Source organism: Stenotrophomonas sp. YJH_SMC_37, assembly GCF_059370035.1.
Genome location: NZ_JCAFTG010000001.1, coordinates 369,767 through 395,370, shown reverse-complemented (window position 1 = coordinate 395,370; position 25,604 = coordinate 369,767). Strand labels below are relative to the sequence as shown.

The following is a 25,604-nucleotide window of genomic DNA, read 5'->3' as shown; positions in this document are numbered from 1 at the left end:
CCATGGTAGAGCGCCAACCAAGGTTGGCATCTACCAGGGCCTGGTTACCCCGCCTTTCGCCGCAACAGGGTGACGTTGCTCTTCTTCTTCGTAGCCTTCGCCGCCGGGGTTTCAGCATGCGCGGCGAAGAAGTCGCGTACCTTCGGGTACACCACTTCGCGCCAGCGACGGCCGCTGAAGATGCCGTAGTGGCCGGCGCCTTCGACGATGAAATGCTCGCGGCGGTCAGCAGCAATGCCGGTGCACAGCGCCTGCGCTGCTTCGGTCTGGCCGAGGCCGGCGATGTCGTCCAGTTCGCCCTCGATGCTCAGCAGCGCGGTATCGCGGATCGCCGACGGGTCGACCTTCTCGCCATTGACCACCCACTCGCCACGCGGCAGCAGGAAGTCCTGGAACACCACGCGGATGGTGTCCAGGTAGTACTTGGCCGGCATGTCCAGCACCGCGTTGTACTCGTCGTAGAAGCGACGGTGCGCGTCGGCGTCTTCCAGGTCGCCCTTGACCAGGTCGGTGTAGAAATCCCAGTGCGAGCTGAAGTGGCGGCTCGGGTTCATCGACAGGAAGCCGGCGTGCTGCAGGAAGCCCGGATACACGCGGCGGCCGGCGCCGGGGTAACTGGCCGGCACGGTGTGGATGACGTTGTTCTCGAACCACGACAGCGGGTTCTGCGTGGCCAGGTTGTTCACTGCGGTCGGGCTGCAGCGCGCATCGATCGGGCCGCCCATCATCACCAGCGTGCGCGGCGTCGGCTCGCCACGGCTGGCCATCAGTGAAACCGCGGCCAGCACCGGCACGGTGGGCTGGCACACGCTGACCACGTGCAGGCGCTCGACACCCAGGTGGCGGATGAACTCCTGGATATAGGCGATGTAGTCGTCCAGGCCGAACTCGCCTTCGCTGGCCGGTACCATGCGCGCGTCAACCCAGTCGGTGACGTACACGCGGTGGTCGCGCAGCAGCGTGCGCACGGTATCGCGCAGCAGCGTGGCATGGTGGCCGGACAGCGGTGCCACCACCAGCACGAACGGCTGGTTGAGCATGGTGTGCAGCTGGTCGGCTTCATTGCTGTGGCGCTTGAAGCGCAGCAGCTTGCAGAACGGCTTGCTTACTTCCTCGTGCACGACGATCGGCACGCGCTCGCCTTCGACCTCGATTTCGTTGATGCCCCACTCGGGCTTCTCGTAATCCTTGCCGATGCGATGGAACAACTCGTTGACCGCCGCCAGGCGATCGGCCCCCGGCATCTGCGACCACCAGTGGCCCGGGTTGGCGAAGAACTTGGCGTTGGCCTGGGCCTGGTGCACCCATGGGGCAAGCAGGTTACGGGTCAGTTCGTGCAGTTGATAGAGCATGACGACCGAATATGTATGGTCATATGTTGCCGCGCAGCATATCCCATCCGGGTGTCCCGCAGGTTAAGTTGCCTGAAAATAATGAATCCGGATTCACATCCGTTCCAGCGCGGCGGCATCGCCTGCCAGGGCGGGGCCGAGCCAGCAGTGCGACCCCACCGGCTGCAGGCCGTGCCGGGCCAGCGTGCGGCGGTACCAGCGCGCCGGGCGGGCGTGGAAGCCCTCGTGGTCGCCGTCGAATTCATCCTCGGCGGCGAAGGTCTCCAGGAAGGCCACGCCACCGGTCAGCTCGGCCACCCCGGCCAGGCCGGCGCGCAGTTCACGGTCGGGCACGTAGTGCATCACGTCCGAGCACACCAGCAGGTCGACCGGGGCGCAGGGCCGCAGCCAGGCGAAATCACCGAAGGCGGCCAGGTGCAGGTTGCGGGTCCTGCCGTAGCGGCGCACAGCGTACTCGCTGCTGTCGAAGCCGAGATATTCGACCTTCGGACGCAGCTTCAGCAGCGGCGCGCGCCAGGCGCCTTCACCGCAGCCGATATCCAGCACGCTGCGGATCGGCCGCTCCAGGTAGTACTCGGCGCTGGCCACGGCCAACGCAACCTTGCGCGCCAGGCGGGCGCTGCCGCCGATGTCGGCACGGCGGTACCAGCGTTGGAAGTAGGCGGCGTCGTAGGTCTTGTCCATGGGGCGGTGCGCGATCGGGGAAAACGGCGCCTATCGTACGGTGTTGCGGCGCGCCATGCGTCGATGTGTCGCGGCGGGCGTGCCTGCGGCGGCTTCGCCACGGCATGCGAGAATGGCCGCCAACCTACGCCAGCCGCCGGAGCGAGCGCATGCAGAGCTACTACTGGGTCAAGACCTTCCACATCGTGTTCGTGGTGGCGTGGATGGCCACGGTGTTCTACCTGCCGCGCATCCTGGTGAACCTGGCCGAGACCGCGGGCCAGCCGGCGGTGAGCGAGCGCCTGCAGCTGATGGGCCTGCGCCTGTACCGCTTCGGCCACTCGATGTTCGGCCTGGCGTTCCTGCTCGGCCTGGTGCTGTGGCTGGGCTACAAGGTCATCCCCGATTTCCCGACCATGGTGGCTCCGGGAGCTGCCGGCTGGCTGCACGCCAAGCTGGGGCTGGTGGTGGTGCTGCTGGTGTACTTCGGCTGGATCGGCCGCCTGCTCAAGGGCGTGGCCAAGGGCCGGGCGCTGCCGTCGTCGCGCGCGCTGCGCTGGATCAACGAGATCCCGCTGCTGGCGTTCATTCCGATCGTGTGGCTGGTGCTGGCCAAGCCGTTCTGAACGGGGCGCGCTGCGCGCGCGGCGCATCGCACAGATGCATCCACGCATGGCGTGGATCTACTGGGTGCAGCTGTGGCTTTTGATGTCCAGGTCCGCCATGAGAGAGCCGAGCATCGCAGGTGAAACAGGGGCGAAGAGGCGCCGATGTCTGAGCGCAGCGAGTTCGGCGCCGTCCCCTGATTCACCGACAAGCGCAGGGAACCGGTGCACAGCACCGGTTCGCGTTCGGCGGCGTGTTCTTTGGTTACTTTCTTGCACGAGCAAGAAATTAACAAGCCGATGAATCAGGCTGCCTCGTACGTGCCGTAGCTGCGCAGGCGCGTGTAGCGCTGTTCCAGCAGCTGTTCGGTGGACAGCTTGTCCAGCGCGTCCAGCTCGTTCAGCAGCACGGCCTTCAGGCGCTTGGCCATCTGGGTCGGGTTGCGGTGGGCGCCACCGGTCGGCTCGCGCACGACCTTGTCGACCAGGCCCAGGCTCTTCAGGCGCGGGGCAGTCAGGCCCAGTTGTTCGGCCGCTTCCTTGGCCTTGCCGGCGTCCTTCCACAGGATCGAGGCGCAGCCTTCCGGCGTGATGGTCGAGTACACCGCGTATTCCAGCATCACGGTGCGGTCGCCCACACCCAGTGCCAACGCACCGCCGGAGCCGCCTTCACCGATCACGGTGCAGATGATCGGCACCTTCAGCTCGGCCATCTCGATCAGGTTGCGCGCGATCGCTTCGGACTGGCCGCGCGACTCGGCGTCGATGCCCGGCCAGGCGCCGGCGGTGTCGATCAGGGTCAGCACCGGCAGGCCGAAGCGCTCTGCCATCTTCATCAGGCGCAGTGCCTTGCGATAGCCCTCCGGCTTGGGCATGCCGAAGTTGCGCTTGATCTTTTCCTTGGTGTCGCGGCCCTTCTGGTGGCCGATCACCATTACCGCGCGGCCATTGATGCGGGCCAGGCCGCCCATGATCGCCTTGTCGTCAGCGAAGGCGCGGTCACCGGCCAGCTCCTGGAACTCATCGAACATGACGCGGATGTAGTCGGCGGTGTACGGACGCGATGGGTGCCGGGCCAACTGCAGCACCTGCCACGAGGTCAGGTTGCGGAAGATCTGCGCGGTGCGCATGCGCAGCTTGTCCTGCAGCGCGTGCACTTCCGCCTCGACATTGACCGCCGGCCCGGCACTGGCGTTGCGCAGTTCCTGGATCTTGGCTTCCAGGTCGGCGATGGGTTGCTCGAAGTCGAGGTAGTTCGGATTCATCGGAAGCCGTCGTGTAAAGAAGGGGGCAATTCTAGCCGAATGCGTGCAAACCACCCGTACGCCTTCGTCTGGAAGGCGACGGTAACGCAGCCGGGCAGGCGGCGCCAGTCAGCTCAGGGCACCACCAGGGCGCTGCGGCCCATCAACTGGCTGCGCTGGGAAACGAAGTCGTTGTAGGCCTCGTTGGCCTCCCGGCCCAGGCCGCTGCCCAGGGTGGCGGTGGCCGAGGTGAAGGCCATCTGCGCGTCGAAGTCCTGCTTGCGCAGGGCCTTCTGTTCATCGGCGGTGGTGGCCTTCAGCCAGCGCGCATAGACCTCGCGCAGCGGCGCGGCGTGCGCCTCGAAGGCGGGGTCCAGTGCCGGCAGGCTGGCCGGGGCCGGTTCCAGGCTGAATGCCGGGGCCACGTAGCCGGCCGGCTGTTGGCGCTTGAATGCACCGGGTTCGCCCATGCCTTCTTCGACGTAGGCGATGAAATCCGGGGCCGTGAACACCTTGGCCACGATCTGGCCGCCGCTGGAATCGACGTGGGCGACCACCTTTTCCTTGGGGAAGGGTTCGCGCACGCCGTAGGTCCAGGTCTTGTCGATGAACAGGTCGTGGCGCTTCTCGAAGGGGCCTTCGAAGTTGACCCCGCCCAGTTCGATCCCGTTGTTGCCGACGCCGAAATTCTTCAGCTTGCTCTCGTCGGTGACATAGACCTCGCGAGCAATCACGTACTCGCTCAGGGTCGGGTTGATCAGGCCGCCACGACCGTCGACGTAGACGATGAAGCGCACGTCGCCAAGCGCGTCGGTGTGCAGGCGATGTTCGCCAATGGCGAGCGAGATCGGGCGCGAGCCGTGCGCGGCCACTGGCACGTCCTGGCCGTCGATGCTCAGCGCCAGTGGCGCGTCGGTCGGGTTGTCGATCTGGAACTCGATCTTCGACGGCGAGCAGGCGGCCAGTGCCAGTGCGGCAACGAACGGAAACAGCAGGGTCTTCATGGGCAATCGTCCTTGATGGTTGGAACGGGAAAACAGGAACACGAAGGAGCCAGCCTCAGCTGGCCCACGGCGGGCTGTAGCGCACCTTCAGCGTGCGTACGGCCGGGTCGGCGCGCAGCGCCTCCATCAGCTTGGAATCGATGCGTACCGCGCTCTGCCCGGAGACATCGAGCATGCCGGCGACACCGCCGTGCGGGCCCTTCAGCAGCAGGTCCAGGCGCAGCGGCGTGCGCCCCGGGCGATGGCGGTCGAGCAGGGCATTGATGCGCTCCCAGACCGGGCGCTGCTGGCGCAGGTCCAGGCGCAGCGACAGCCGCGTGGCGTAGTTGGCGCAGACTTCGTCGAAGTCCCAGCATTGGCGGATGCGCAGCGCGTAGCCACCGTTGAACTCGTCCTCGCGCAGGCCGCCCTTGACCACCAGGATGCGGTCCTTGGTCATCAGGTGGCCGAACTCGGCCATTGCATCGGAGAACGCACTGCACTCGACGCGGCCGCGGCCATCCTCCAGCTGGATGAAGATCTGGCTTTCGCCCTTGCGGCGCACGCCGACCACCTGGCCTGCCAGCACGGTCTGCACCTCCGGGCGCCATCGCTTCTCGCCGCCACCGCCGCCACCGCTGTTGGCGCTCCAGATTTTCTCCACCGAACCCAGGTCGTTGCCTACCAGATCGCGCACATCGTCGCGCCAGGGATCGAACGGGTGGCCGCTGAGGTAGAAGCCCAGCGTGTCGCGCTCGCCGTTGAGGCGCTGCAGCAACGGCCATTCTTCGGCTTCTGGCAGGTCCAGCTGGATCGAAACGGTGCTCGGGTCGGGCCCGCCAAACAGCGAGTTCTGTCCGGACGCACGCTCGCGTGCCATCTGATCAGTGGCCTTGATCACTTCCGGCAACTGCAGCATCAGCGAGGCACGGTTGCGGCCGAGCTCATCGAGCGCACCGCAGTTGATCATCGCTTCCAGCGTGCGCCGGTTGAGCTTGGCCGAGCCGACGCGGGTGCAGAAGTCCAGCAGGTCCTTGAACGGGCCGCCCTTCAGTCGTTCCTCGACCACCGCTTCGCAGGCGCCCTGGCCCACGCCCTTGATCGCGCCCAGGCCGTACTGGATCGTGTCCGGGGTGACCGCTTCGAACATGAAGGCCGACTGGTTCACCTTCGGCGGCAGCACGGTCAGGCCGAGGTTGCGCACCTCGTCGAGGAAGCCGACCACCTTGTCGGTGTTGTCCAGGTCCGAAGACAGCGTGGCCGCCATGAATTCGGCCGGATAATGGCGCTTCAGCCACGCGGTCTGGTAGCTGACCAGTGCGTATGCAGCGGCGTGTGACTTGTTGAAGCCATAGCCGGCGAACTTCTCCATCAGGTCGAAGATCTCGTCGGCCTTGGGGCCATCGACGCCGCCCTTGGCCGCACCTTCGCGGAAGATCTCACGGTGCTTGGCCATTTCCGCCGGCACCTTCTTGCCCATCGCGCGGCGCAGCAGGTCGGCGCCGCCCAGCGAGTAGCCGCCGACGATCTGCGCCATCTGCATCACCTGCTCCTGGTACACCATGATGCCGTAGGTGTCCTTCAGGATCGCTTCGGTGCGCGGATCGGGATAGATGATTTCTTCCTGGCCGTGCTTGCGCGCGTTGAACGAAGGAATCAGGTCCATCGGGCCAGGGCGGTACAGCGACACCAGCGCGATCAGGTCTTCGAAACGGTCGGGGCGCGCGTCCTTCAGCAGGCGGCGCATGCCCGAGGATTCGAACTGGAACACCGCGCCGGTGTTGCCGTTGGCGAAGATGTCCTTGTAGGTGGGCGCATCGTCGAGCGGGATCGCGGCAATGTCGACCGGCGGAATGCCCGCGCGTTCGTGGCGCTTGTTGATCGCCTTCACCGCCCAGTCGATGATGGTCAGCGTGCGCAGGCCGAGGAAGTCGAACTTCACCAGGCCCACTTCTTCCACGTCGTTCTTGTCGAACTGGGTGACCGGGTTCTTGCCGAGCCCATTTTCGTCGTGTTCCGCATACAGCGGGCAGAACTCGCTCAGCGGCTCGGGCCCGATCACCACGCCGCCGGCGTGCTTGCCGGCGTTGCGGGTCAGGTCTTCCAGCTGCAGCGCCAGGTCGATCAGGTCGCGGACATCGTCCTCGGTCTCGTAGCGCTGGATCAGTTCCGGCGACGCCATTTCCGAGCTCGGGCCTTCCTTGCCCTTGCCCAGCGCATCCTTCAGGTGGATACCCAGGATGTTCGGGATCAACTTGGAAACGCCGTCGACCAGGCCGTACGGGAACCCGAGCACGCGGCCGGAGTCGCGCACCACCGCCTTGGCGGCCATGGTGCCGTAGGTGATGATCTGGCTGACGCGCTCGCGCCCATACTTGCGCGCGACGTAGTCGATCACCTCGTCGCGGCGGTCCATGCAGAAGTCGATGTCGAAGTCGGGCATCGACACGCGTTCCGGATTGAGGAAGCGCTCGAACAGCAGGTTGTACGGCAGCGGATCCAGGTCGGTGATCTTCAGCGCCCACGCCACCAGTGAACCGGCACCCGAGCCGCGGCCGGGGCCGATCGGAATGCCCTGGTTCTTGCCCCATTGGATGAAGTCGGCCACGATCAGGAAGTAGCCGGGGAAGCCCATCTTGATGATGGTGTTGAGCTCGAACTCCAGGCGTTCGAAGTACTCTTCCCGGGTCTTGCCCGGCGCCAGCGGATTCTTCTCCAGGCGCTCTTCCAGGCCCTCGCGCGACATCTTCTGGATCCAGGTATCCAGCGTTTCGTCGTCGGGCACCGGGTAGTTGGGCAGGAAGTAGGTGCCCAGCCGCATCTCGATGTTGCAGCGCTCGGCCAGCGCCAGCGTGTTGTCGATCGCGTCGGGGATGTCGGCGAACAGCGCGCACATCTCCTCGGCCGACTTTAGGTACTGCTGGTCGCTGTACTCGCGCGGACGCTTGGGATCGTCCAGCACGCGGCCGGTGGAAATGCACACGCGCGCCTCATGCGCGCTGAAATCGGAGGGCGACAGGAAGCGCACGTCATTGCTGGCCACCACCGGCAGGCCACGCTGGCCCGCAGCCATCAGCGCGAACTGGTTGAAGGTTTCCTCGCCCTCGCGGCCGGTGCGGGTCAGCTCCAGGTGCAGGCCATCGCCGAACACCCGTTGCCAGTCGGCCAGCTGCTGCTCGGCCAGCTCATGCTTGCCGTCCAGCGCCAGGCGTCCGGCCAGGCTCTGCCGGCCGGCCAGCGCGAACAGGTTGGCGTTGCCGGCCTTCAGCCAGTCCGGGTGGATGGCTACGCCGCCTTCGGGGCGATGGCCTTCCATCCAGGCGCGGGTCAGCAGCCGCGACAGGCTCAGGTAGCCTTCGCGATCACGGCACAGCAGGGTCATCCGCCACGGGTCCTGGCCTTCCTCGGCGATCAGCACGTCGGCACCGGCGATCGGCTTGATGCCCACGCCTTCGGCGGCCTTGTAGAACTTGACCAGGGCGAACAGGTTGTTGAGGTCGGTCACCGCCAGCGCCGGCAGGCCGAGCTCGACCGAGCGCGACAGCAGGTTGGCCTGCTTGGCCTTCTTCGGGTCCGCCTGGTCCGGCTTGGCCGGCACACGGATGGTGGAGTCCGCCAGCGAGAACTCGGTGTGGACGTGGAGATGTACGAAGCGGGAGTTGGACATGCCGGACCAGGTTGGAGCGCGCGGGCCCCGGGTGCTGACGGAGGTTCGTCGCCGGGGTCGGGAAGCGCTGGAATGCCCGGTCAGGGTAGCGAGGGCAGGGGGTTGCCACAAGGCTTGACAGGGGCACGGCGTGGCGCCGGATTCAGGCGTGCCGGAGGCCGCCTTCTTAGAGCCGAGCCCATGCTCGGCTGTCCACAGCAGCCGAGCATGGGCTCGGCACTACAACTCCAGCTGGCTCAGGCGATGGCCGCCGCCTGCGTCAGGTCCAGACACTCACGCACCGGAGCGAAGCTGCGGCGGTGCTCCATGCAGGGGCCGTGCTCGCGCAGGGCGGCCAGGTGGGCCGGGGTGCCGTAGCCCTTGTGCTGTTCGAAGCCGTACTTCGGATGGCGGGCATGCACCTCCTGCATGTAGCGGTCGCGCGAGACCTTGGCCAGGATCGAGGCGGCCATGATCGCGCGGTCGATGCCATCGCCGCCGACCAGCGCCTGCGCCGGCAGTGCCAGGCCCTTGGGCACCACGTTGCCGTCGATGCGCGCGAAGCCGGCCACATGGGCGACCGCTGCAACGACGTCACGCATGCCCTGCAGGGTGGCCTGGTAGATGTTCAGGCGGTCGATGGTGTCCACGTCCACCAGCACCACATGCCAGGCCAGGGCGCGCTCGATGATGCGGTCATGCAGCTGCTCGCGGCGGGCCGCGGTCAGCTGCTTGGAGTCATCCAGGCCGTTGATCCGTGGTCGCGACGGGTCGAACACCACCGCTGCCACCGCGACCGGCCCGGCCAGTGGGCCACGGCCTGCCTCGTCGACGCCAGCGACCAGGCGCTCCGGCTCGACCACGGGCGCACCGTCGAACAGGGTCAGGCTGGCTGCGGCGGCGTGACGGCGGCTCATGCCTGTGCCTGGTCGCGCATCAGCAGTTCGCCAACGGCGTCGGCGGCACGCGCCGAGGCGTTGCGGCGCAGCCGCTCGTGCAGGCGCACGTAGGCATCCTGCAGATCGGTCACCCGCTGCGGGTGGTCGAACCACTGCTGGATGGCCGCGGCCAGCTTGTCCGGCGTGCAGTCGTGCTGCATCAGTTCCGGTGCCAGGTCCTGCCCGGCCAGGATGTTGGGCAGGGCGAAGCGGTCGACCTTGATCAGGCCGAGCGCCTTCACCAGTCGATAGGTCAGTTCGTTGACGCGGTAACCGACCACCATCGGCCGCTTCACCAGCATGGCCTCCAGGGTCGCGGTACCGGAGGCCAGCACCACCACGTCGGCGGCGATCATCGCGTTGCGCGCCTGGCCATCCAGCACATGCGAATAGGCCACCGGCAGCGCCGAGCGCGACAGCTGTTCCTCGATCAGTTCCCTGCAGGCCGGGTTGGCGGCAGGCACCACCACATGCAGGCCCGGAATGCGTTCGGAGACCTGCCAGGCGGCTTCGAAGAACGGTTCGCCCAGGCGCGAGATCTCGCCCAGGCGGCTGCCCGGCAACACTGCCAGCACCTTGGCCGAGGCCGGCAGTCCGAGCGCGGCGCGTGCTTCCTCGCGATTGCCCTGCAGCGGAATGTCATCGGCCATCGGGTGGCCGACGAAGCGCGCGTCGATGCCGTGCCTGGCATAGATCGGTGGCTCCATCGGGAACAGGCACAGCACCAGGTCGGCGCTGCTGCCGATCTTCTCGGCGCGCTTTTCGCGCCAGGCCCAGACCGAGGGACTGACGTAATGCACGGTGCGCACGCCACGCTGCTTCAGCCAACGCTCGATACCCAGGTTGAAGTCGGGGGCGTCGATGCCGATGAACGCGTCCGGCTGCCAGTCAAGCGCACGCTGGCGGAACGCCGAACGCAGCTTGAGCAGGCGCGGCAGGTGGCGCAGCACTTCGGTCAGGCCCATCACCGCCAGCTCGCTGGCATCGTGCCAGGTCTGGCAGCCCGCGCTGCGCATGGCGTCGCCACCGATGCCGGCGAACTCGGCATTCGGGAAGCGCGCTTTCAGTTCGCGGACCAGGCCCGCACCGAGCAGATCGCCGGAGGCCTCGCCGGCCACCAGCGCGATCCGCAACGGGCGCTCGCTGAGCACCCGTTGCGCGGGGACGCTGCCGGTCATCGAGGCCAGCGGGATCACTGCGGCGCCGGCCGGCGCCTGGCCGGTCGTGCTGCTCATCGCAGCAGGGGCCTCTCTGCGTGCTCGATGAAGTCCAGCATCGCCTTCACGTCGTCGCTGTCACGCGCCTGCTCGGTCAGCTGCACCTTGGCCTCTGCCAGCGGCAGGCCCGCCACGTACAGCGTGCGGTAGGCACGCTTGATGGCCGAAATGCGGTCAGCGTCGAAGCCACGTCGCTTCAGGCCTTCGCTGTTGATGCCGCGCGGGCGTCCCAGCGAATCAGTACCGACCATGGTGAACGGCGGTACGTCACCATTGGTCAGCGCGCCCATGCCGAGGAAGGCATGCGCGCCGATGCGGCAGAACTGGTGGGCACCGGCGAAGCCGCTGATGATCACGTAGTCGCCCACGGTCACATGGCCGGCCAGGGTGGTGTTGTTGGAGAACACGCAGAAATTGCCGACATGGCAGTCGTGCGCCACGTGCGTGTAGGCCAGCATCCAGTTGTCGTTGCCGATGGTGGTGATGCCGCCGCCGCCGCCGGTGCCACGGTTCAGGGTGACGAACTCGCGGAACACGTTGCGGTCGCCGATCACCAGTTCGGTGCGCTCGCCGCCGAACTTCTTGTCCTGCGGCTCGCCACCGATCGCGGCATGGCCGACGAAGCGGTTGTCGCGGCCGATCCGGGTCGGGCCGTGGATGCTGCAATGGGGGCCCACCACCGTACCGGCACCGATTTCAACGTCGGGGCCGATCAGGGTGAAGGCGCCCACCTGGACATCGTCGGCCAGGCGTGCGGCCGGGTCGATGACGGCGGTGGGGTGGATCCGCGGTGCGTTGTCAGTCATTGCTGCCTCCAGTGGATCAGCCCTTGGCGCCGGCACACATGACCTCGGCCGACGCGACGACTTCGCCGTTGACCTTGGCTTCGCCGTAGTACCAGCCCATATTGCGGATCAGGCGCTTCATCTGCACGTCCAGCATCAGCACGTCGCCGGGGACGACCTGCTTGTTGAAGCGGGCGTTTTCCACCTTGACCATGTAGAACAGCTTGGACTGCGCATCGCGGCCAAGCGTGAGCTGGGTCATCACGCCGCCGGCCTGCGCCAGCGCTTCGATGATCAGTACGCCGGGCATGATCGGGCGGCCCGGGAAGTGGCCCTGGAAGAACGGCTCGTTGATGCTGACGTTCTTCTGCGCCAGGATCCGCTTGGCCTCGACGTCGAGTTCAAGCACCCGGTCCACCAGCAGGAACGGGTAGCGGTGTGGAAGCAGTTCCTGGATCTGGCAGACGTCGATCGGAAGCTGCAGCGAATCGTTCATTCTTTCTCCTTGCCAGCAGCCAGGACGCGGCGAGCCAATGCGTCCAGCTGCTTGAAACGCGCGGCGTTCTTGCGCCACGTACGGTTGTCGGTCAACGGGGTGCCGGATGAGTACTCGCCCGGCTCATGGATGGAATTGCGGACCACCGACTTGCCGGTGATCACGACCTTGTCGCAGATCTCCAGGTGGCCGACAACGCCGACGTGGCCGCCGAGCAGGCAATAGCGGCCGATCTTGGCGCTGCCGGCGATGCCGGTGCAACCGGCGATGGCCGAATGCGCACCGATCTGCACGTTGTGCGCGATCTGCACCAGGTTGTCCAGGCGTACGTCTTCGTCCAGCACGGTGTCTTCCAGCGCGCCACGGTCGACGCAGGTGTTGGCGCCGATTTCGCAATCGTCGCCGATGCGCACGCCGCCGAGCTGCGGCACCTTGATCCACTTGCCGGCGTCCATCGCCAGGCCAAAGCCGTCGGCGCCGAGCACGGCACCGGGATGCACGCGCACGCGCTTGCCCAGCCGGACCCGGGTGACCAGGGTGACCCGGGCGATCAGCTCACAGCCGGAATCCAGGCTGCAGTCCTCGCCGATCACGCTGCCGGCGCCGATGATGCAGTTCTCGCCGACCACGCTGCGCGCACCGACCGAGACGAACGGACCGATGTGCGCGCTGGCCGCAACCTGGGCACTGGGGTCGATCACCGCGCTGGGGTGGATGCCCGGCGGACGGGTCGGCGCGATGTCGAACAGCGCGGCGATCTTGGCGAAGGTGGTGTACGGGTCCTTGGCGACGAGCGCGGCGCCGGGAGCGGACTCGGCGTCTTCGGCACGCAGCACCACCAGCGAGGCCTGGCTGTCGGCCAGCTGGGCGCGGTAGCGCGGGTTGGCAAGGAAGGTCAGCTGGCCAGGACCGGCATGGGCGAGGGTGGCCACGCCATGGATGGCGGTGGCGGGGTCGCCATGGACCTGCAGGCCGAACTGCTCGGCGAGTTGCTGGGCGGTGTAGGTGGGAGTATTCACGGCGGGAGTTTAACGTGTGACGCCATTGCGGTCATGCGGGGGGGGCTTCGAGATGGTCTTTGTGCTGTCCAGGACTTGGGGGCAACCGGGCTACAACGGCCACGGCTTCCTGATAACCTGCCGGGAAGCGCCGGTCGCGAAGACAGGCCCTCTGACAACCATGTCCCATGGTTCTGCGCCTGTACTGCCCACGCTTCCGCCCATCGGCCCGCTACCGGTTGCTGGAGTGATCTCCCACGCCGAAGCGGGCCCCAACAGCCACTTCATTAACGACCGTATGGTGCCTTCGGCGACTCAACGAAGGTCCGGCAGTTCAAGATGGCTAGCCCAGAGTGCATCTTTGTCGGGCGACGCAAGCAACGAGCAGTTGCGTGCAGGACGCAACGTGCGCGGTGTTACAAGCTGAGCGCGGTCTCTCTGCCCCGGCTTTCCTCTTCAGGCGAAGCTGGATGCACTAATGGCCGGATCATTGAGTCTGCTACGCATTGCACTGTTGAAAATGCACTGAGAACAGGAAAGGTCAATAGGATAATCCAATTCCGGAATATCCATTGGCCTTCGGGGGGGGGGCTGTGCAATTCACTTGAGGGGATGTCGCCATTGGCGACAATTGTCAGGCTGGGTTGATTCTTGAGTTAAATGCGTCATTGGTATTTCTGATAGTACAAACGCTGTCATGTTTTTCTGCGTATTTACTTAAATAGCATGGGTTGGCGGGCGATGGGCTCGCAGAATGCATGAGGTGAAAGATGAGGCGTTTCGTAGCAGGTATTTTTGCCATGATTGTTGCGGGTTCAGTGACGGCCCTGGATGCGGATGTGCCATTGAAGGTGAGTAACCCAATTGCAACGAAGCAGTCCAGTCAGATGCCCCCCGGCTTCAATCCGCGACTCATATTTAGAATGAAGCGTGATGAGACGGCGACTCATGTTACGCATCACTACTGGCCAGAAAACTGGGAGGATATCGGCTGGGAGCTTGAGGATGCGTTTGGGTATGTTTCTTCTACGCCGTTCGAAGGCGGTGTTCTCATTCGGAGTTGCGTTGGCCCACATCCATGGAATTATTTTACGTCCGCCGATCCCGGGTGCGAGCCGGGGATTGGAGGTGTGATAATTCCTGGCGACTGGAACATCGGATATATCTCGGGAATTCAATATCCCGGCAGTGTTCCACTCTATCGTTGCTCGTTCTGGTGGGGCAAGAAGATGCGCCACTTCGATACCCTGAGGGCTGATTGTGAAGGAACCGGCGCTTTCCTGGATGGAACTCTAGGCTACGTGTTCAAGTGAAAGGGCGGCGCTCAGCTTTCTGGTCGCGGATTACGGGCTGGAACATCAGGCCCGGATTCTGAGTCACAGTGTGTTGGGCGCGTGGCAGCGGGAGGCGCCGCGAAATGAGAATGCCTGAGTACCAAAGCGGCGTGATAAGCAGCTGATGACGATCGCCAACAGCTATGTTGTTGCATGCCGTGGCCTCGATGACCAGTCGTGCCCTCAACAACACGGCTTCGGGTGGCCCCCGGCGAGAAGTTGGGCACGGGCCGAGCATGGGCTCGGTTCTGCTGACGCGAAAACGCCGGGCAGAGCCCGGCGCTTCGCACCCCGTCTGATGGAGAGCCCCCCTTTGTTGAGGGGGGGCGCCAGCGGCGCGGGGGATAGGTGGAATGCGGGGGCAGTTCTGGCGAACCGCCTCACGGTTCGTCAGAACTGCCCACCGAACGTGAATTGCAGGCGTTCGATCTTGTCATCGTCTTCCTTCTTCAGCGGGAAGGCGTAGCTGATCGAGATCGGGCCGACCGGGGCGCGCCACAGCAGGGCCACACCGGTGGATACGCGCAGCTCGTTGGCCTTGAAGTTGTCCACGCCGGTATACACGTTGCCGAAGTCGACGAAGGCGGACACGCGCGCCGACGGGCTGTCGAACAGGCGCGGGAAGTAGGCCTCCACCGAGCCGACGGTCTTCAGCGAGCCACCCAGCGGCTGGCCTTCTGGGTAGCCGCGGGTAACTTCGCGCGGGCCGAGTGTGTTGTCCTCGAAGCCGCGTACCGAGTTGGTACCACCGGCGTAGAAGTTCTCGAAGAACGGCAGGCCGCTGGCGGTGACGGTGCGGGTGGTGCCATCCGGATTGGTCAGCGTACGGGTGTAGTCCTTGCCGTACGCATCACCGTAGCCGATTTCGGCGCGGGTGTTGATCACCAGCGACGGCATGATCGGCCAGTACTTGCTGATCTGGTAGTTCAGCTTGTAGTACTCGATGGTCGAACCCGGCAGCGTGGTTTCCAGGCCCACGCGCTGGTAGGTACCGCGGGTCGGCATGAAGTAGTCGTTGCGCGAGTCGCGCGCCCAGCCCAGCTCGGTGCGCCAGGCATGGAAGGTGCGCTTACCGACGGCGTTGATGTAGTCGATGATCGACTGCGGGGTCGAGCCTTCGTAGGTGGTGATCTGGTTGCTGTCGATGCCGAACATCAGCGAGACGGTGTCGGTCTCGGTCAGCGGCACGCCGAACACCACCTGCGCGGCACCGTTGGTGCTGTTGTACTGCGCGGTGTTGAAGTCGGAGTAATCCAGTTCGCGCCAGGACAGGTTGTAGCCCAGCGACACGCCGTCATCGGTGAAGTACGGGTTGGTGTAGCTGAAACCGTAGCGCTGCAGGTAGCTGCTGCGCGAGGCTTCGACCGACACGCGGTTGCCGCCGCCGAGGAAGTTGTTCTGCGACAGCTGCACCGACGTGGTCATGCCGTAGGACTGCGAGTAACCCAGGCCGAACACGAAGCTGCCCGAGGTGGTTTCCTTGACGTTGTAGACGACGTCGACCTGGTCGTTGCTGCCGCTGACGGCCGGGGTCTCGACGTCCACCGATTCGAAGTAGCCCAAGCGCTGCAGGCGGATCTTGGAACGATCGATCGCGGCCTGCGAGTACCAGCTGTTCTCGAACTGGCGCATTTCGCGACGCATCACTTCGTCGGACGTACGCGTGTTCCCGCGGAACAGGATGCGACGCACCGACACGCGCGGGCCGGGCACGACCTGCATGTTGATCGCCACGGTCTGCTCGGCGCGGTTGGTGGTCGGGATCGGGTTCACCTTGGCGAACGCGTAGCCGATGTTGGACAGCGAATTGGTGATGGTGTCCGAGCTGAACTCCAGCAGCGCACGCGAGAACGTATCGCCGGACTTCTGGATCACCATGCGCTCGACGTCCTCCTGCGGGAGGATGGTGTCGCCGCTGACCTTGATCTCGGAGATCTTGTACTGCGCACCTTCGGTCACGCCGGCGGTGAGGAACATGTCGCGCTTGTCGGGGCTGATCGACACCTGGGTCGAATCGATGCTGAAGTCGACATAGCCGCGGTCCAGGTACCAGGAATTGAGCTTTTCCAGGTCGCCGGACAGCTTTTCCTTGGAGTACTGGTCGTCACGGCGGTACCAGGACGCCCAGTTGTGCTCCTTGGACTCCCAGGTTTCCAGGATGTCCTTGCTCTCGAACTTTTCGGTGCCCACCAGGTTGACGTGGCGGATCTTGGCCGCCTTGCCTTCCTTGATGGCGATGGCGATGTCCACGCGGTTGCGGTCCAGCGGGCTCACCGTGGGGGTGATCTCGACGTTGTACTTGCCGCGGTCGTTGTACTGGCGGCGAAGTTCCTGGGTCACGCGGTCCAGGCTCAGCCGATCAAAGGTGCCGCCCTCGGTCAGGCCGATGTCGGACAGGCCCTTGAGCAGCTGCTCGGACTTGATGTCCTTGTTGCCGGTCACGGTCAGCTTGTTGATCGCCGGGCGTTCCTTGACGGTCACTACCAGGATGCTGCCCTGTCGGTCCAGCTGCACATCCTCGAAGAAGCCGGTCTTGTACAGGGCGCGGATCGTCTCGCCGACCTTGCTGTCGGTGACCGTCTCGCCACGTTCCACCGGCAGGTAGGTGAACACCGTGCCCGAGCTGATGCGCTGCAGGCCGTCGACGCGGATGTCGCTGACAGTGAAGGGCTCGGCTGCCTGGGCCAGGGCGGGGGCGCCGGTGACGGCGGCAAGGGCGAGGGCCAGCAGGCGGCGATTGGGGAGTCGCGTCATGTCACGTCCGGTAGGAAGGTCGATTTCATTGGTGCGGGATGCCGACGCTGTAGACGGCAACAACGTGGAAAAGTTCATCGCGGGACCAAGCCGAGGATGTCGTTGTAGAACGCCAACCCCATCAGCCCGGCCAGCAACGCCAGGCCGATGTACTGGCCGGCGGCGATGGCACGCTCGCTCAGCGGGCTGCCCTTGACCAACTCGATAAGGTAATACAGCAGGTGGCCGCCGTCCAAGATCGGGATCGGCAGCAGGTTGATGATGCACAGGCTGAGCGACAGCAGGGCAAGGAACTGCAGGAACCAGTCGAGGCCGCGCTTGGCCGAGACATTGGCCACCCGGGCGATGGTGACTGGCCCGGACACGTTCTGCAGCGAGGCCTTGCCGGTGACGATTCGGCCCATCATGCCCAGCGAATCTGCCGCCAGGCGGCCGGTTTCGCGCACAGCCACGGTGACCGCGTCGAGCGGGCCATAGCGAAGCAGGGTGTCGTAGGGAGGGCTGAACGAAGTCGGGAACTGCACGCCGATCTGCCAGGTCGGTTCACCCCTGGAATCCTTGCCCTGGCGCGGGGTGACTTCCAGCGCCAGGCGTTCACCGCCGCGCAGGACCTCGATCATGCCAGGGCCGCCGGCGCGGCCCAGCGTCTGGATCTCGCCGATGACCTGATCGGCACCATCGATGCGCTGGCCATCAATGGCCACGATCAGGTCCCCCGGCTGCAGCTGCCCGGCCACCACCGAATCCGGCGTCAGCGAGTCGACCAGCGCCGGCTGCAGCCACGACTGCCAGTACAGGCCGGCCAGGATCGGCACCCGCCGCTCATCGAAACCTGCCGGCAGCTGCGACAGCGGCAGAGTGCGCATGCGTACCTGGTCAGCCGTATCCAGCACCTCCAGCCTCACGTCGCGGCGGTCCATCGCGGCCGCGGTCAGCGCCATGCTGGCTTCACCGAGGGTAACGACCGGGCGCTCGTCCACGCGCAGCACGCGGTCACCGCTGGCCAGCCCGGCACTGGCAGCGATGCCGCTGACACGGCCGATCGTCGGCGAATAATCCTGCTTGCCGATCACGAACATCGCCCACAGCAGCAGGATGCACAGCAGCAGGTTGGCGATCGGGCCGGCGGCAACGATGGCAATGCGCTGCCAGACGCTCTTGTGGTTGAAGGCCTGGCCGCGCTCGTGGGGGTGGACTTCAACCTCGCGTTCGTCGAGGAACTTCACGTAGCCGCCGAGCGGGATGGCGGCAATGGCGAACTCGGTGCCGTGCCTGTCCCGTCGCGACCACAGCGGCCGGCCGAAGCCGACCGAGAAGCGCAGGATCTTGACCCCGCACAGGCGCCCGACCCAGTAATGCCCGAACTCGTGGAACGTGACCAGCAGCCCGAGGCTGACAATCATCCACCAGACCGATCCGATGAAGTCAGTCATGCAGGCTCACAATGGCGGGCAGGGGCGGCGGCGTCATGCTGGGCGAGGCAGTCGTTCAGGCGGCGTCGATGGCGTTCAGGGTGAGCTGGCGTGCCCGCTGGTCGGCGCACAACAGGACCTCCAGTGTATCGGCTGGCTGGGTCGGCAGTGTTGAAAGAGCGTTAGCAACCAGCTTCGGGATGGTCAGGAAACCGATCCGGCCCTGAAGAAACGCTGAAACCGCCTCTTCATTGGCGGCGTTCAGCACCGCCGGTGCGGTGCCGCCGGCCTGCATGGCCTGCCAGGCCAGCGCCAGACAGGGGAACGCGTCCGTGTCCGGGGCCTCGAAATCCAGCCGGCCCTGGGCCAGCAGATCCAGCCCGGCCACGCCCGATTCGATGCGTTGCGGCCAGCCCAGGCCAACGGCGAGGGTGGTGCGCATGTCCGGCAGGCCCATCTGTGCCAGGGTCGAACCGTCAACGAACTCGACCAGCGAATGGACCAGGCTCTGCGGGTGCACCAGTACCTCGATGCGTTCGCCGGGTACGCCGAACAGGTGGTGGGCCTCGATGACTTCCAGGCCCTTGTTCATCAACGTCGCCGAATCGACCGAGATCTTCGGCCCCATCGACCATTTCGGGTGGGCAACGGCCTGGGCCGGGGTGACCTGGGCCAGTTCGTCGCGGCTGCGGCCACGGAATGGGCCGCCGGAGGCGGTCAGCAGGATCCGGCGCACGCCGGCGCCATCAACGCTGGCATCGCGTGAGCGCAGGCACTGGAAGATTGCGCTGTGTTCGCTGTCGATCGGGATGATCTCGGCGCCCGCGCGTTCAGCGGTGCGGGTCAGCAGCTCACCGGCCAGTACCAGTGATTCCTTGTTGGCCAGCAGGATGCGCTTGCCCGCGGCGGCTGCGGCCAGGGTGGAAGACAGCCCGGCCGCGCCAACGATCGCGGCGACCACGGTGTCGCAGGCGTCACTGGCGGCCAACTGGTCCAGCGCGGCATGGCCGGCATGCGCCTCGGTGGACAGCCCCGCATCGCGGAGGCCGTCGCGCAGTTCGGTGAACAGCGCTTCGTCGGCGATGACCGCGTGCGCTGGCCTGTGCTGGCGGCACAGTGCCAGCAGCGCCTGCACCTGGCGGCCGGCAGCGAGCACCGTGGCCTGGTAGCGGTGCGGGTGGCGGGCGATCACGTCCAGCGTGGAAGCACCGATCGAGCCGGTGGCGCCGAACACGGCGACCCGGCGCAGGTCTGCGACAGCATTCATGGTCAGAATCCGAAGATTTCCTTGCCGAGTGCGAACACCGGCACGGCAGCCAGGACACCGTCGACACGATCGAGCACACCACCATGGCCCGGAATCAGGTTTCCGGAGTCCTTGGCGCCGGCGTGGCGCTTGATCAGGCTTTCGAACAGGTCACCCAGCACCGAGGCGAACACGGCCACCACCGAGGTGATCAGCAGGCCTGGCAGGTGCCCGGCGTCGATGCCGGCCAGCCAGCCCAGGCCGAGGGCCACGGCGACACCGGCCAGCAGGCCGCCGAACAGGCCTTCCCAGGTCTTGTTGGGGCTGATCCGTGGGGCCAGCTTGTGCTTGCCGAAGTGACGACCGGCGAAATAGGCGCCCGAATCGGCCGCCCAGACCAGTGCCAGCGCAGCCAGCAGCCACAGGTGGCCCTGCCTGCCCGGCGGATCGCCGCCGGCATGGATCAGCACCAGCGCAGCCCAGGCCGGAACGATGGCCAGCGTACCGGCCAGCATCTTCACGATGCGCGAGGGTGCCGACGGCTGCGCACCGAAGTTGAAGAAGCGCAACCAGACCAGCGCGGCCAGCCACCAGGCCACGCCGGCCAGGGTGGTGATCTGGAACAGCACCAGCGTGCTGCCATCGGCCCAGACCAGCAGCACCATCAGCAGCAGGTTCAGTACCAGCAGCACGGTACGCGCCAGGGTGTCTTCGATGCCGGCCAGCTTCAGCCATTCCCACAGGCCGATCAGCAGCACCGCAGCGGCCGCCGCTGCCAGCCACTGGGTCGGCAGCAGCAGGATCGCGGCAATGGCGACCGGCGCCATGATCAGCGCGGCAAGGACTCGGATCTTGGTCATGGGCTGGAAGTCTCGGTGGCCAGTGCGGCGATCTGGGCGCTGGTCAGGCCGAAACGACGCTCACGTCTGCCATAGGCGTCCAGCGCCTGCTGCAGCTGCCCGGCATCGAAGTCCGGCCACAGGGCATCGGTGAACCACAGCTCGGTATAGGCCAGCTGCCACAGCAGGAAGTTGCTGATGCGGGTGTCGCCACCGGTGCGGATGAACAGGTCCGGCGGTGGCAGGTCGGCCAGGGCCACTTGGCTGCCCAGCAGCGATTCATCGATCTGTTCGGGCAGAAGGCGACCGGCCGCCACTTCGACGGCCAGGGCGCGCGCGGCGCGGGCGATGTCCTGGCGGCCGCCGTAGCTGGCGGCGATCGACAGGGTCAGGGTGGTGTTGTCGGCGGTGCGCTGCTCGGCCAGCTGCATGCGGCTGACCAGCCCTGCACCGAAGCGCTCGCGTTCGCCGATGAAGCGAACGCGCACGCCACGCCGATGCAGCTCGTCCACTTCACGGTCGAGCGCGCCGAGGAACAGCTTCATCAGGGCATCGACTTCTTCCTGCGGCCGGCCCCAGTTCTCGCTGGAAAACGCGAACAGGGTCAGCGCCGGTATGCCCAGTTCAAGGCAGCGCTCGATGGTGCGGTTGACCGCGCGCGCGCCGGCCCGGTGGCCGATCACGCGCGGACGACGGCGCTGCTGTGCCCAGCGCCCATTGCCATCCATGATGATGGCGATGTGGCGGGGCAGGGCGGCCGGCAACGGAGGTGGGACTGAAGGCATCGACTTCAGACCGACAGCAGTTCTTTTTCCTTGTCGGCAACGACCTTGTCGACGTCCTTGATGTTGGTGTCGGTCAACTTCTGGATGTCGTCTTCACCGCGCTTCTTCTCGTCTTCGCTGATCGCCTTGTCCTTGACCAGCTTGGCGATTTCCTTGTTCGCGTCCTGGCGGATGTTGCGGATCGCGATCTTCGCGCCTTCGCCTTCCTTCTGCACCTGCTTGACCAGCTCCTTGCGGCGCTCTTCGGTCGGCGGCGGCATGTTGATGCGGATCGCAGTGCCCAGCGTGTTCGGGGTGAATTCGGCGTTGTAGAGACCCTTTTCGATCTCCTTGATCATGCCCTTGTCGAACGGCGTGACCAGCAGCGAGTGCGCGTCGGCGTTGGAGATCGACGCGACCTGATTCAGTGGGGTGCTGGCGTTGCCATAGGCGCTGACCGTGACACGGTCCAGCAGGGCCGGGGTGGCGCGGCCGGTGCGGATCGAGGTGAGGGTGTGCTTCAGAGCGTCGATGCTCTTGGCCATGCGCGTCTGCGCGTTGTTCTTGATGTCGTTGAGCATCGCCGGGTCCTGGGTGTAACTGGAATCGGGCGATTATAGGCGAATACGGGACGCTGCCGGGCCTGAATCGGCCCGGAGCTCGCCTGGCGCTCAGGCTCAGGCCGGGTCGCGGCCCTGGACCAGGGTGCCGATGTTCGCGCCGCTGAGGATCTTCAGCAGCTCACCCGGCTGGCCCATGTCGAACACGCGCATCGGCAGGTCGCTGTCGCGGGCCAGCGCGAAGGCCGCCGTATCCATCACTTCCAGGCCGCGGCGGATGACTTCGTCGTAGCTCAGGCTGTCGAAGCGGACCGCGTCGCTGTGCTTGTTCGGGTCCTTGTCGTACACGCCATCGACCTTGGTGGCCTTCAGCAGCAGGTCGGCGCCGATCTCGATCGCGCGCAGCGCGGCGCCGGAGTCGGTGGTGAAGAACGGGCTGCCGACGCCAGCGGCGAAAATCACCAGGCGGCCCTTTTCCAGATGGCGGATGGCGCGGCGGCGGATGTAGTCCTCGCACACGTCGTTGATCTTGATCGCGCTCATCACGCGGGCCTTGGCGCCCAGTTTCTCGAGGGCGTCCTGCATGGCCAGGGCGTTGATGACCGTGGCCAGCATGCCCATCTGGTCGCCGGTGACCCGGTCCATGCCGCCAGCGGCCAGGCCGGCGCCGCGGAAGATGTTGCCGCCGCCGATCACCAGTGCCACTTCGGCACCGGCCTGCTGGGCTTCGATGACCTCACGGGCCAGGCGGTTGATGACCTTCGGGTCGATGCCGTAGTCCTCATCTCCCATCAGCGCCTCCCCGGACAGTTTCAGGAGGATGCGGCGATAGGCGAGCTTGGACATGGGGACCTCGGGTGCGTGGAAATCGCGGGGGATTCTACGCGCATGCGGCGTAGGGCCAAAGTGTTTTGTGCACTGCGGCGCGAAATCCTGCCATCCGCCCCGGTCATGCAGGGCGTCCCGTTCAGCCCAGCTCGGCGCCGGCGGTGGCTGAAAGCTCGTCGTGGCCGAGCGCACCGGGGGAGCGGGCGATCACCCGGTTACGGCCCAGGTTCTTCGAGCGGTACAGCACGTCGTCGGCGGCGCGCAGCAGGTCCTGCACGTCGGCAAAGCGCTCGTAGCCGCCCTGGGTAGCCACGCCGGCGGAGAAGGTGACGAACAGCGGCCCTCCCTCCAGTTCGGCCATCGGCGTGGCGACGATGTTGGCCAGTACGCGCCGGATTACGTCAAGGGCCACGGACTCACTGGTATTGGGCAGCAGCGCGACGAATTCCTCGCCGCCGAAGCGGGCCACGGTATCGCTATGGCGCAGCTGGCCCTGCAGCTTGCCGGCAAAGGCGCGCAGCACCTCGTCGCCGGTCAGGTGGCCGTGGGCGTCGTTGATCTTCTTGAAGTCATCCAGGTCGATGAAGGCCACCGACAGCGGCCAGCCCTGACGCCCGGCGCGCAGGAACTCCTGCTCGAGCACCGCCTCCAGCTGGCGCCGGTTGAGCACGCCGGTCAGGGCGTCGCGGTGGGCCTGGTCAGCCAGGCGCTTGGCCCGCGCCTCGAATTCGTCGGCGCGGCGGCGTGCCTGCTCGGCATCCTGCAGCTCGCGCAGGTTGCGCAGGGTGGCCAGCTCCTGCGCGTGGTCGATCAGCTCGCGGACCCGCGAGGGCGAGTTCAGGCCGGCCTCGAACAGGCTGGCGATATCCGGCAGGGCCTCGCTGATGCGGGTCAGCACCTGGTCGAAACGGGCGCTGTCGAGTTCCAGCCGCTCATGCACCTGGTGCAGGGCGCGCTCGCGGGCGGCATCGGCGTCATCGTCCAGCCAGATGTCGGCAACGGCGCCGGACAGCTGCACGCAGGCCTGGAACGGCGAATCGGCGGCGTCGTCGTCCTCGCTGTGGCTGATGCTCTCAACCAGATAGCGTGGCAGGCCCCATTGCTCGGCCACCCAGGCGCCGACATCGGCGTGGCTGCAGCCGAGCGCGTCGCGTTCGCGGGCGACCAGGTCCGTGTTGTCACGGGCTTCGCGCAGCAGCGGCAGGTAACGCTCCGATTCGGCCTGGGCCAGGCACAGCACGCCCAGGTCCTGCAGCAGCCCGGCCAGCATCAGTTCCTCCAGCCGGCGCAGGCCGCGGGCCTGGCCCAGCTGGCTGGCGGCCAGTGCACTGAGAATGCTGCGCTTCCACGCGCGCTGGCGCAGGTCGTGGTCGGCGCCTGCGCCGCCGGTCAGGCCCTGGGTGACGGTGAAACCCAGGGCAAGGCTGATTGTGGCGTTAAGGCCGAGCATGGTCAGTGCCTGGCCAAGGTTCTCGATGCGGCGGCGGCTGGCGTACAGCGGCGAATTGGCGATGCGCAGCATGCGAGCGCTCAGCGCCATGTCGATGGCGATGATGTCGGCGGCGGTGGCGATATCCGCTTCCGGGTCCTGTGCCAGCTCGATGATGCGCAGGGCAATACCGGGCGGCGAGGGCAGGTTGCGGCAGAGCGCCAGGGCAGCTGTCAGCTCGGGAGGCATGTCGGGTCGTTCAATTCCATTAGGACAAGAATACCTAGGAATGCATCACAGTCCGCGATTTTCCTTCCTGCTACGCGACTGTGGATTCCCTGCGCCGAGTATCGGCTTGATTCGCGCGCAACGCAAAGAGCCCTGATATCGGGCTGTGCCTGGCGTCAGTGCGCGCACCAACGGTGCCCACCCACCGATGCAGTGGGTACAAAAAAAGAGCCGCGGTTTCCCGCGGCTCCTTCTGGTCGCTTCACAGCCGGAGGGCTGGAATCAGACCTGCATCGCCTTGGCAACTTCGGCGGCGTAGTCTTCCACCACCTTCTCGATGCCTTCGCCGACGATCAGCAGCTTGAAGCCAGCCACATCGGCGCCAGCGGCCTTGACCACCTGCTCGACGGTGGTGTCGCCCAGCACGTAGGTCTGGCCGTACAGGGTCACGTCGCTGACGATCTTGTTGATCTTGCCGCTGATGATCTTTTCCAGGATCTCGGCCGGCTTGGCCTTGTCCTTCTCGGACATCTTGGCCAGCTCGATTTCCTTTTCCTTTTCGACGAAGTCGGCCGGAACGTCCGCAGCCTTGTTGTGCGGCGGCTTCAGCGCGGCCACGTGCATGGCCAGGCCGCGGGCCAGCTCGACGTCGCCGCCGATCAGGTCAACCAGCACGCCGACCTTGCCGTTGGTGTGGACGTAGGCGCCGATGTTGCCGGTGGTGTCGACCTTGACCATGCGGCGGATCTGGATGTTCTCACCCAGGGTCTGCACGGCGGTGGCGCGGGCTTCTTCAACGGTGCGGCCATCGGCCAGCGTGGCAGCCTTCACGGCTTCCACGTCGTTGGCGCCCGATGCCAGGGCGGCAGCGGCGACGGCGTTGACGAAGGTCTTGAAGTTGTCGTCGTTGGCGACGAAGTCGGTTTCCGAGTTGACTTCGACCAGCACGGCCTTGCCGCCATCCTGGGCCAGGCCCAGGCGGCCTTCGGCGGCCACGCGGTCAGCCTTCTTGTCGGCCTTGGCAGCGCCGGACTTGCGCATGGCTTCAGCAGCGGCGTTGATGTCGCCGTTGGCTTCGGTAAGCGCCTTCTTGCATTCCATCATGCCGGCGCCGGTGCGCTCGCGCAGTTCCTTGACCAGGGAAGCAGTGATTTCCACGGGATTACCTCACGAAAGAAAGGGGTTGGGCCGGCATGGTGGCCGGCCCGTGTGACACGGTCCTGTCACGCGCCAAGGGCTGCGTGCAGGAGGGTGGACGCCGGGCGTCCACCCTGTGGCCTGGA

At 66.0% G+C, this 25,604-nt stretch carries 20 protein-coding genes and 1 pseudogene; 2 read left to right on the top strand and 19 right to left on the bottom strand.

Annotation, left to right across the window (positions count from 1 at the left end; all coding sequences use genetic code 11):
• Positions 1-121: 121 nt before the first annotated feature.
• Together AC5P8J_RS01945 and AC5P8J_RS01940 are read right to left on the bottom strand one after the other, a co-directional pair.
• Positions 122-1,352 (bottom strand): annotated as a pseudogene (locus AC5P8J_RS01945) (polyhydroxyalkanoate depolymerase); the annotation flags it as partial.
• Between the two features lie 93 nt (positions 1,353-1,445).
• Positions 1,446-2,036: a class I SAM-dependent DNA methyltransferase gene (locus tag AC5P8J_RS01940; protein WP_019659136.1), complete on the bottom strand. Its 591-nt coding sequence runs from the start codon at positions 2,034-2,036 to the stop codon at positions 1,446-1,448.
• A gap of 149 nt (positions 2,037-2,185) precedes the next feature.
• Here AC5P8J_RS01940 and AC5P8J_RS01935 point away from each other — a divergent pair, with 149 nt between their 5' ends.
• Positions 2,186-2,641: a CopD family protein gene (locus tag AC5P8J_RS01935; protein ID WP_021203668.1), complete on the top strand. Its 456-nt coding sequence runs from the start codon at positions 2,186-2,188 to the stop codon at positions 2,639-2,641.
• 284 nt (positions 2,642-2,925) lie between these two features.
• Here AC5P8J_RS01935 and AC5P8J_RS01930 read toward each other — a convergent pair whose 3' ends face one another.
• From AC5P8J_RS01930 to lpxD, 8 genes are all read right to left on the bottom strand, one after another.
• The gene (locus tag AC5P8J_RS01930) at positions 2,926-3,885 is read right to left on the bottom strand and encodes an acetyl-CoA carboxylase carboxyltransferase subunit alpha (protein WP_019659134.1); all 960 of its coding nucleotides are present in this window, start codon (positions 3,883-3,885) and stop codon (positions 2,926-2,928) included.
• Between the two features lie 113 nt (positions 3,886-3,998).
• Entirely contained in the window at positions 3,999-4,868 is an 870-nt protein-coding gene (locus AC5P8J_RS01925) for a hypothetical protein (protein WP_021203669.1), read from the bottom strand.
• A gap of 55 nt (positions 4,869-4,923) precedes the next feature.
• A complete protein-coding gene (gene dnaE / locus AC5P8J_RS01920; RefSeq protein WP_021203670.1) occupies positions 4,924-8,514 on the bottom strand; it encodes a DNA polymerase III subunit alpha in 3,591 nt (1,196 codons plus the stop codon).
• Between the two features lie 236 nt (positions 8,515-8,750).
• Positions 8,751-9,410 carry a ribonuclease HII gene (gene rnhB / locus AC5P8J_RS01915; RefSeq protein WP_021203671.1) on the bottom strand — a complete coding sequence of 220 codons (660 nt, stop codon included), beginning with the start codon at positions 9,408-9,410 and terminating at the stop codon, positions 8,751-8,753.
• Positions 9,407-10,609, bottom strand: a complete 1,203-nt coding sequence (gene lpxB, locus AC5P8J_RS01910; RefSeq protein WP_245151410.1) for a lipid-A-disaccharide synthase — start codon at positions 10,607-10,609, stop codon at positions 9,407-9,409. The genes rnhB and lpxB overlap by 4 nt, the downstream gene beginning before the upstream one ends.
• Before the next feature lie 53 nt (positions 10,610-10,662).
• A complete protein-coding gene (gene lpxA / locus AC5P8J_RS01905) occupies positions 10,663-11,454 on the bottom strand; it encodes an acyl-ACP--UDP-N-acetylglucosamine O-acyltransferase (RefSeq protein WP_005415844.1) in 792 nt (263 codons plus the stop codon).
• Positions 11,455-11,470: 16 nt separating this feature from the next.
• The gene (gene fabZ, locus AC5P8J_RS01900) at positions 11,471-11,929 is read right to left on the bottom strand and encodes a 3-hydroxyacyl-ACP dehydratase FabZ (protein WP_005415845.1); all 459 of its coding nucleotides are present in this window, start codon (positions 11,927-11,929) and stop codon (positions 11,471-11,473) included.
• A complete protein-coding gene (lpxD, locus tag AC5P8J_RS01895; protein ID WP_021203673.1) occupies positions 11,926-12,948 on the bottom strand; it encodes a UDP-3-O-(3-hydroxymyristoyl)glucosamine N-acyltransferase in 1,023 nt (340 codons plus the stop codon). Before lpxD ends, fabZ begins: the two co-directional genes overlap by 4 nt.
• A 749-nt stretch (positions 12,949-13,697) precedes the next feature.
• Between lpxD and AC5P8J_RS01890 the strand changes: the two genes are divergently transcribed.
• Complete coding sequence (locus AC5P8J_RS01890) at positions 13,698-14,240, top strand: hypothetical protein (RefSeq protein WP_478437983.1); 543 nt, start codon at positions 13,698-13,700, stop codon at positions 14,238-14,240.
• A 411-nt stretch (positions 14,241-14,651) separates the two neighbouring features.
• Here AC5P8J_RS01890 and bamA read toward each other — a convergent pair whose 3' ends face one another.
• From bamA to tsf, 9 genes are all read right to left on the bottom strand, one after another.
• Positions 14,652-17,015: an outer membrane protein assembly factor BamA gene (gene bamA / locus AC5P8J_RS01885; RefSeq protein ID WP_019659128.1), complete on the bottom strand. Its 2,364-nt coding sequence runs from the start codon at positions 17,013-17,015 to the stop codon at positions 14,652-14,654.
• Between the two features lie 74 nt (positions 17,016-17,089).
• Positions 17,090-18,448 (bottom strand): RIP metalloprotease RseP, encoded by a 1,359-nt coding sequence (gene rseP / locus AC5P8J_RS01880; protein WP_021204146.1) that lies wholly within the window; start codon positions 18,446-18,448, stop codon positions 17,090-17,092.
• Between the two features lie 55 nt (positions 18,449-18,503).
• Positions 18,504-19,694, bottom strand: coding sequence for a 1-deoxy-D-xylulose-5-phosphate reductoisomerase (locus tag AC5P8J_RS01875; protein ID WP_021204145.1), 1,191 nt, complete (start codon positions 19,692-19,694; stop codon positions 18,504-18,506).
• 2 nt (positions 19,695-19,696) lie between these two features.
• The gene (locus AC5P8J_RS01870; protein ID WP_019659125.1) at positions 19,697-20,533 is read right to left on the bottom strand and encodes a phosphatidate cytidylyltransferase; all 837 of its coding nucleotides are present in this window, start codon (positions 20,531-20,533) and stop codon (positions 19,697-19,699) included.
• Positions 20,530-21,297, bottom strand: a complete 768-nt coding sequence (gene uppS, locus AC5P8J_RS01865) for a polyprenyl diphosphate synthase (protein ID WP_019659124.1) — start codon at positions 21,295-21,297, stop codon at positions 20,530-20,532. Before uppS ends, AC5P8J_RS01870 begins: the two co-directional genes overlap by 4 nt.
• 5 nt (positions 21,298-21,302) lie before the next feature.
• The gene (gene frr / locus AC5P8J_RS01860; protein WP_019659123.1) at positions 21,303-21,857 is read right to left on the bottom strand and encodes a ribosome recycling factor; all 555 of its coding nucleotides are present in this window, start codon (positions 21,855-21,857) and stop codon (positions 21,303-21,305) included.
• 96 nt (positions 21,858-21,953) lie between these two features.
• A complete protein-coding gene (gene pyrH, locus AC5P8J_RS01855; RefSeq protein ID WP_019659122.1) occupies positions 21,954-22,682 on the bottom strand; it encodes a UMP kinase in 729 nt (242 codons plus the stop codon).
• A 121-nt stretch (positions 22,683-22,803) separates the two neighbouring features.
• A complete protein-coding gene (locus AC5P8J_RS01850) occupies positions 22,804-24,342 on the bottom strand; it encodes a sensor domain-containing diguanylate cyclase (protein ID WP_021204144.1) in 1,539 nt (512 codons plus the stop codon).
• Between the two features lie 261 nt (positions 24,343-24,603).
• Positions 24,604-25,479: a translation elongation factor Ts gene (gene tsf / locus AC5P8J_RS01845; protein ID WP_019659120.1), complete on the bottom strand. Its 876-nt coding sequence runs from the start codon at positions 25,477-25,479 to the stop codon at positions 24,604-24,606.
• Between the last annotated feature and the right edge of the window lie 125 nt (positions 25,480-25,604).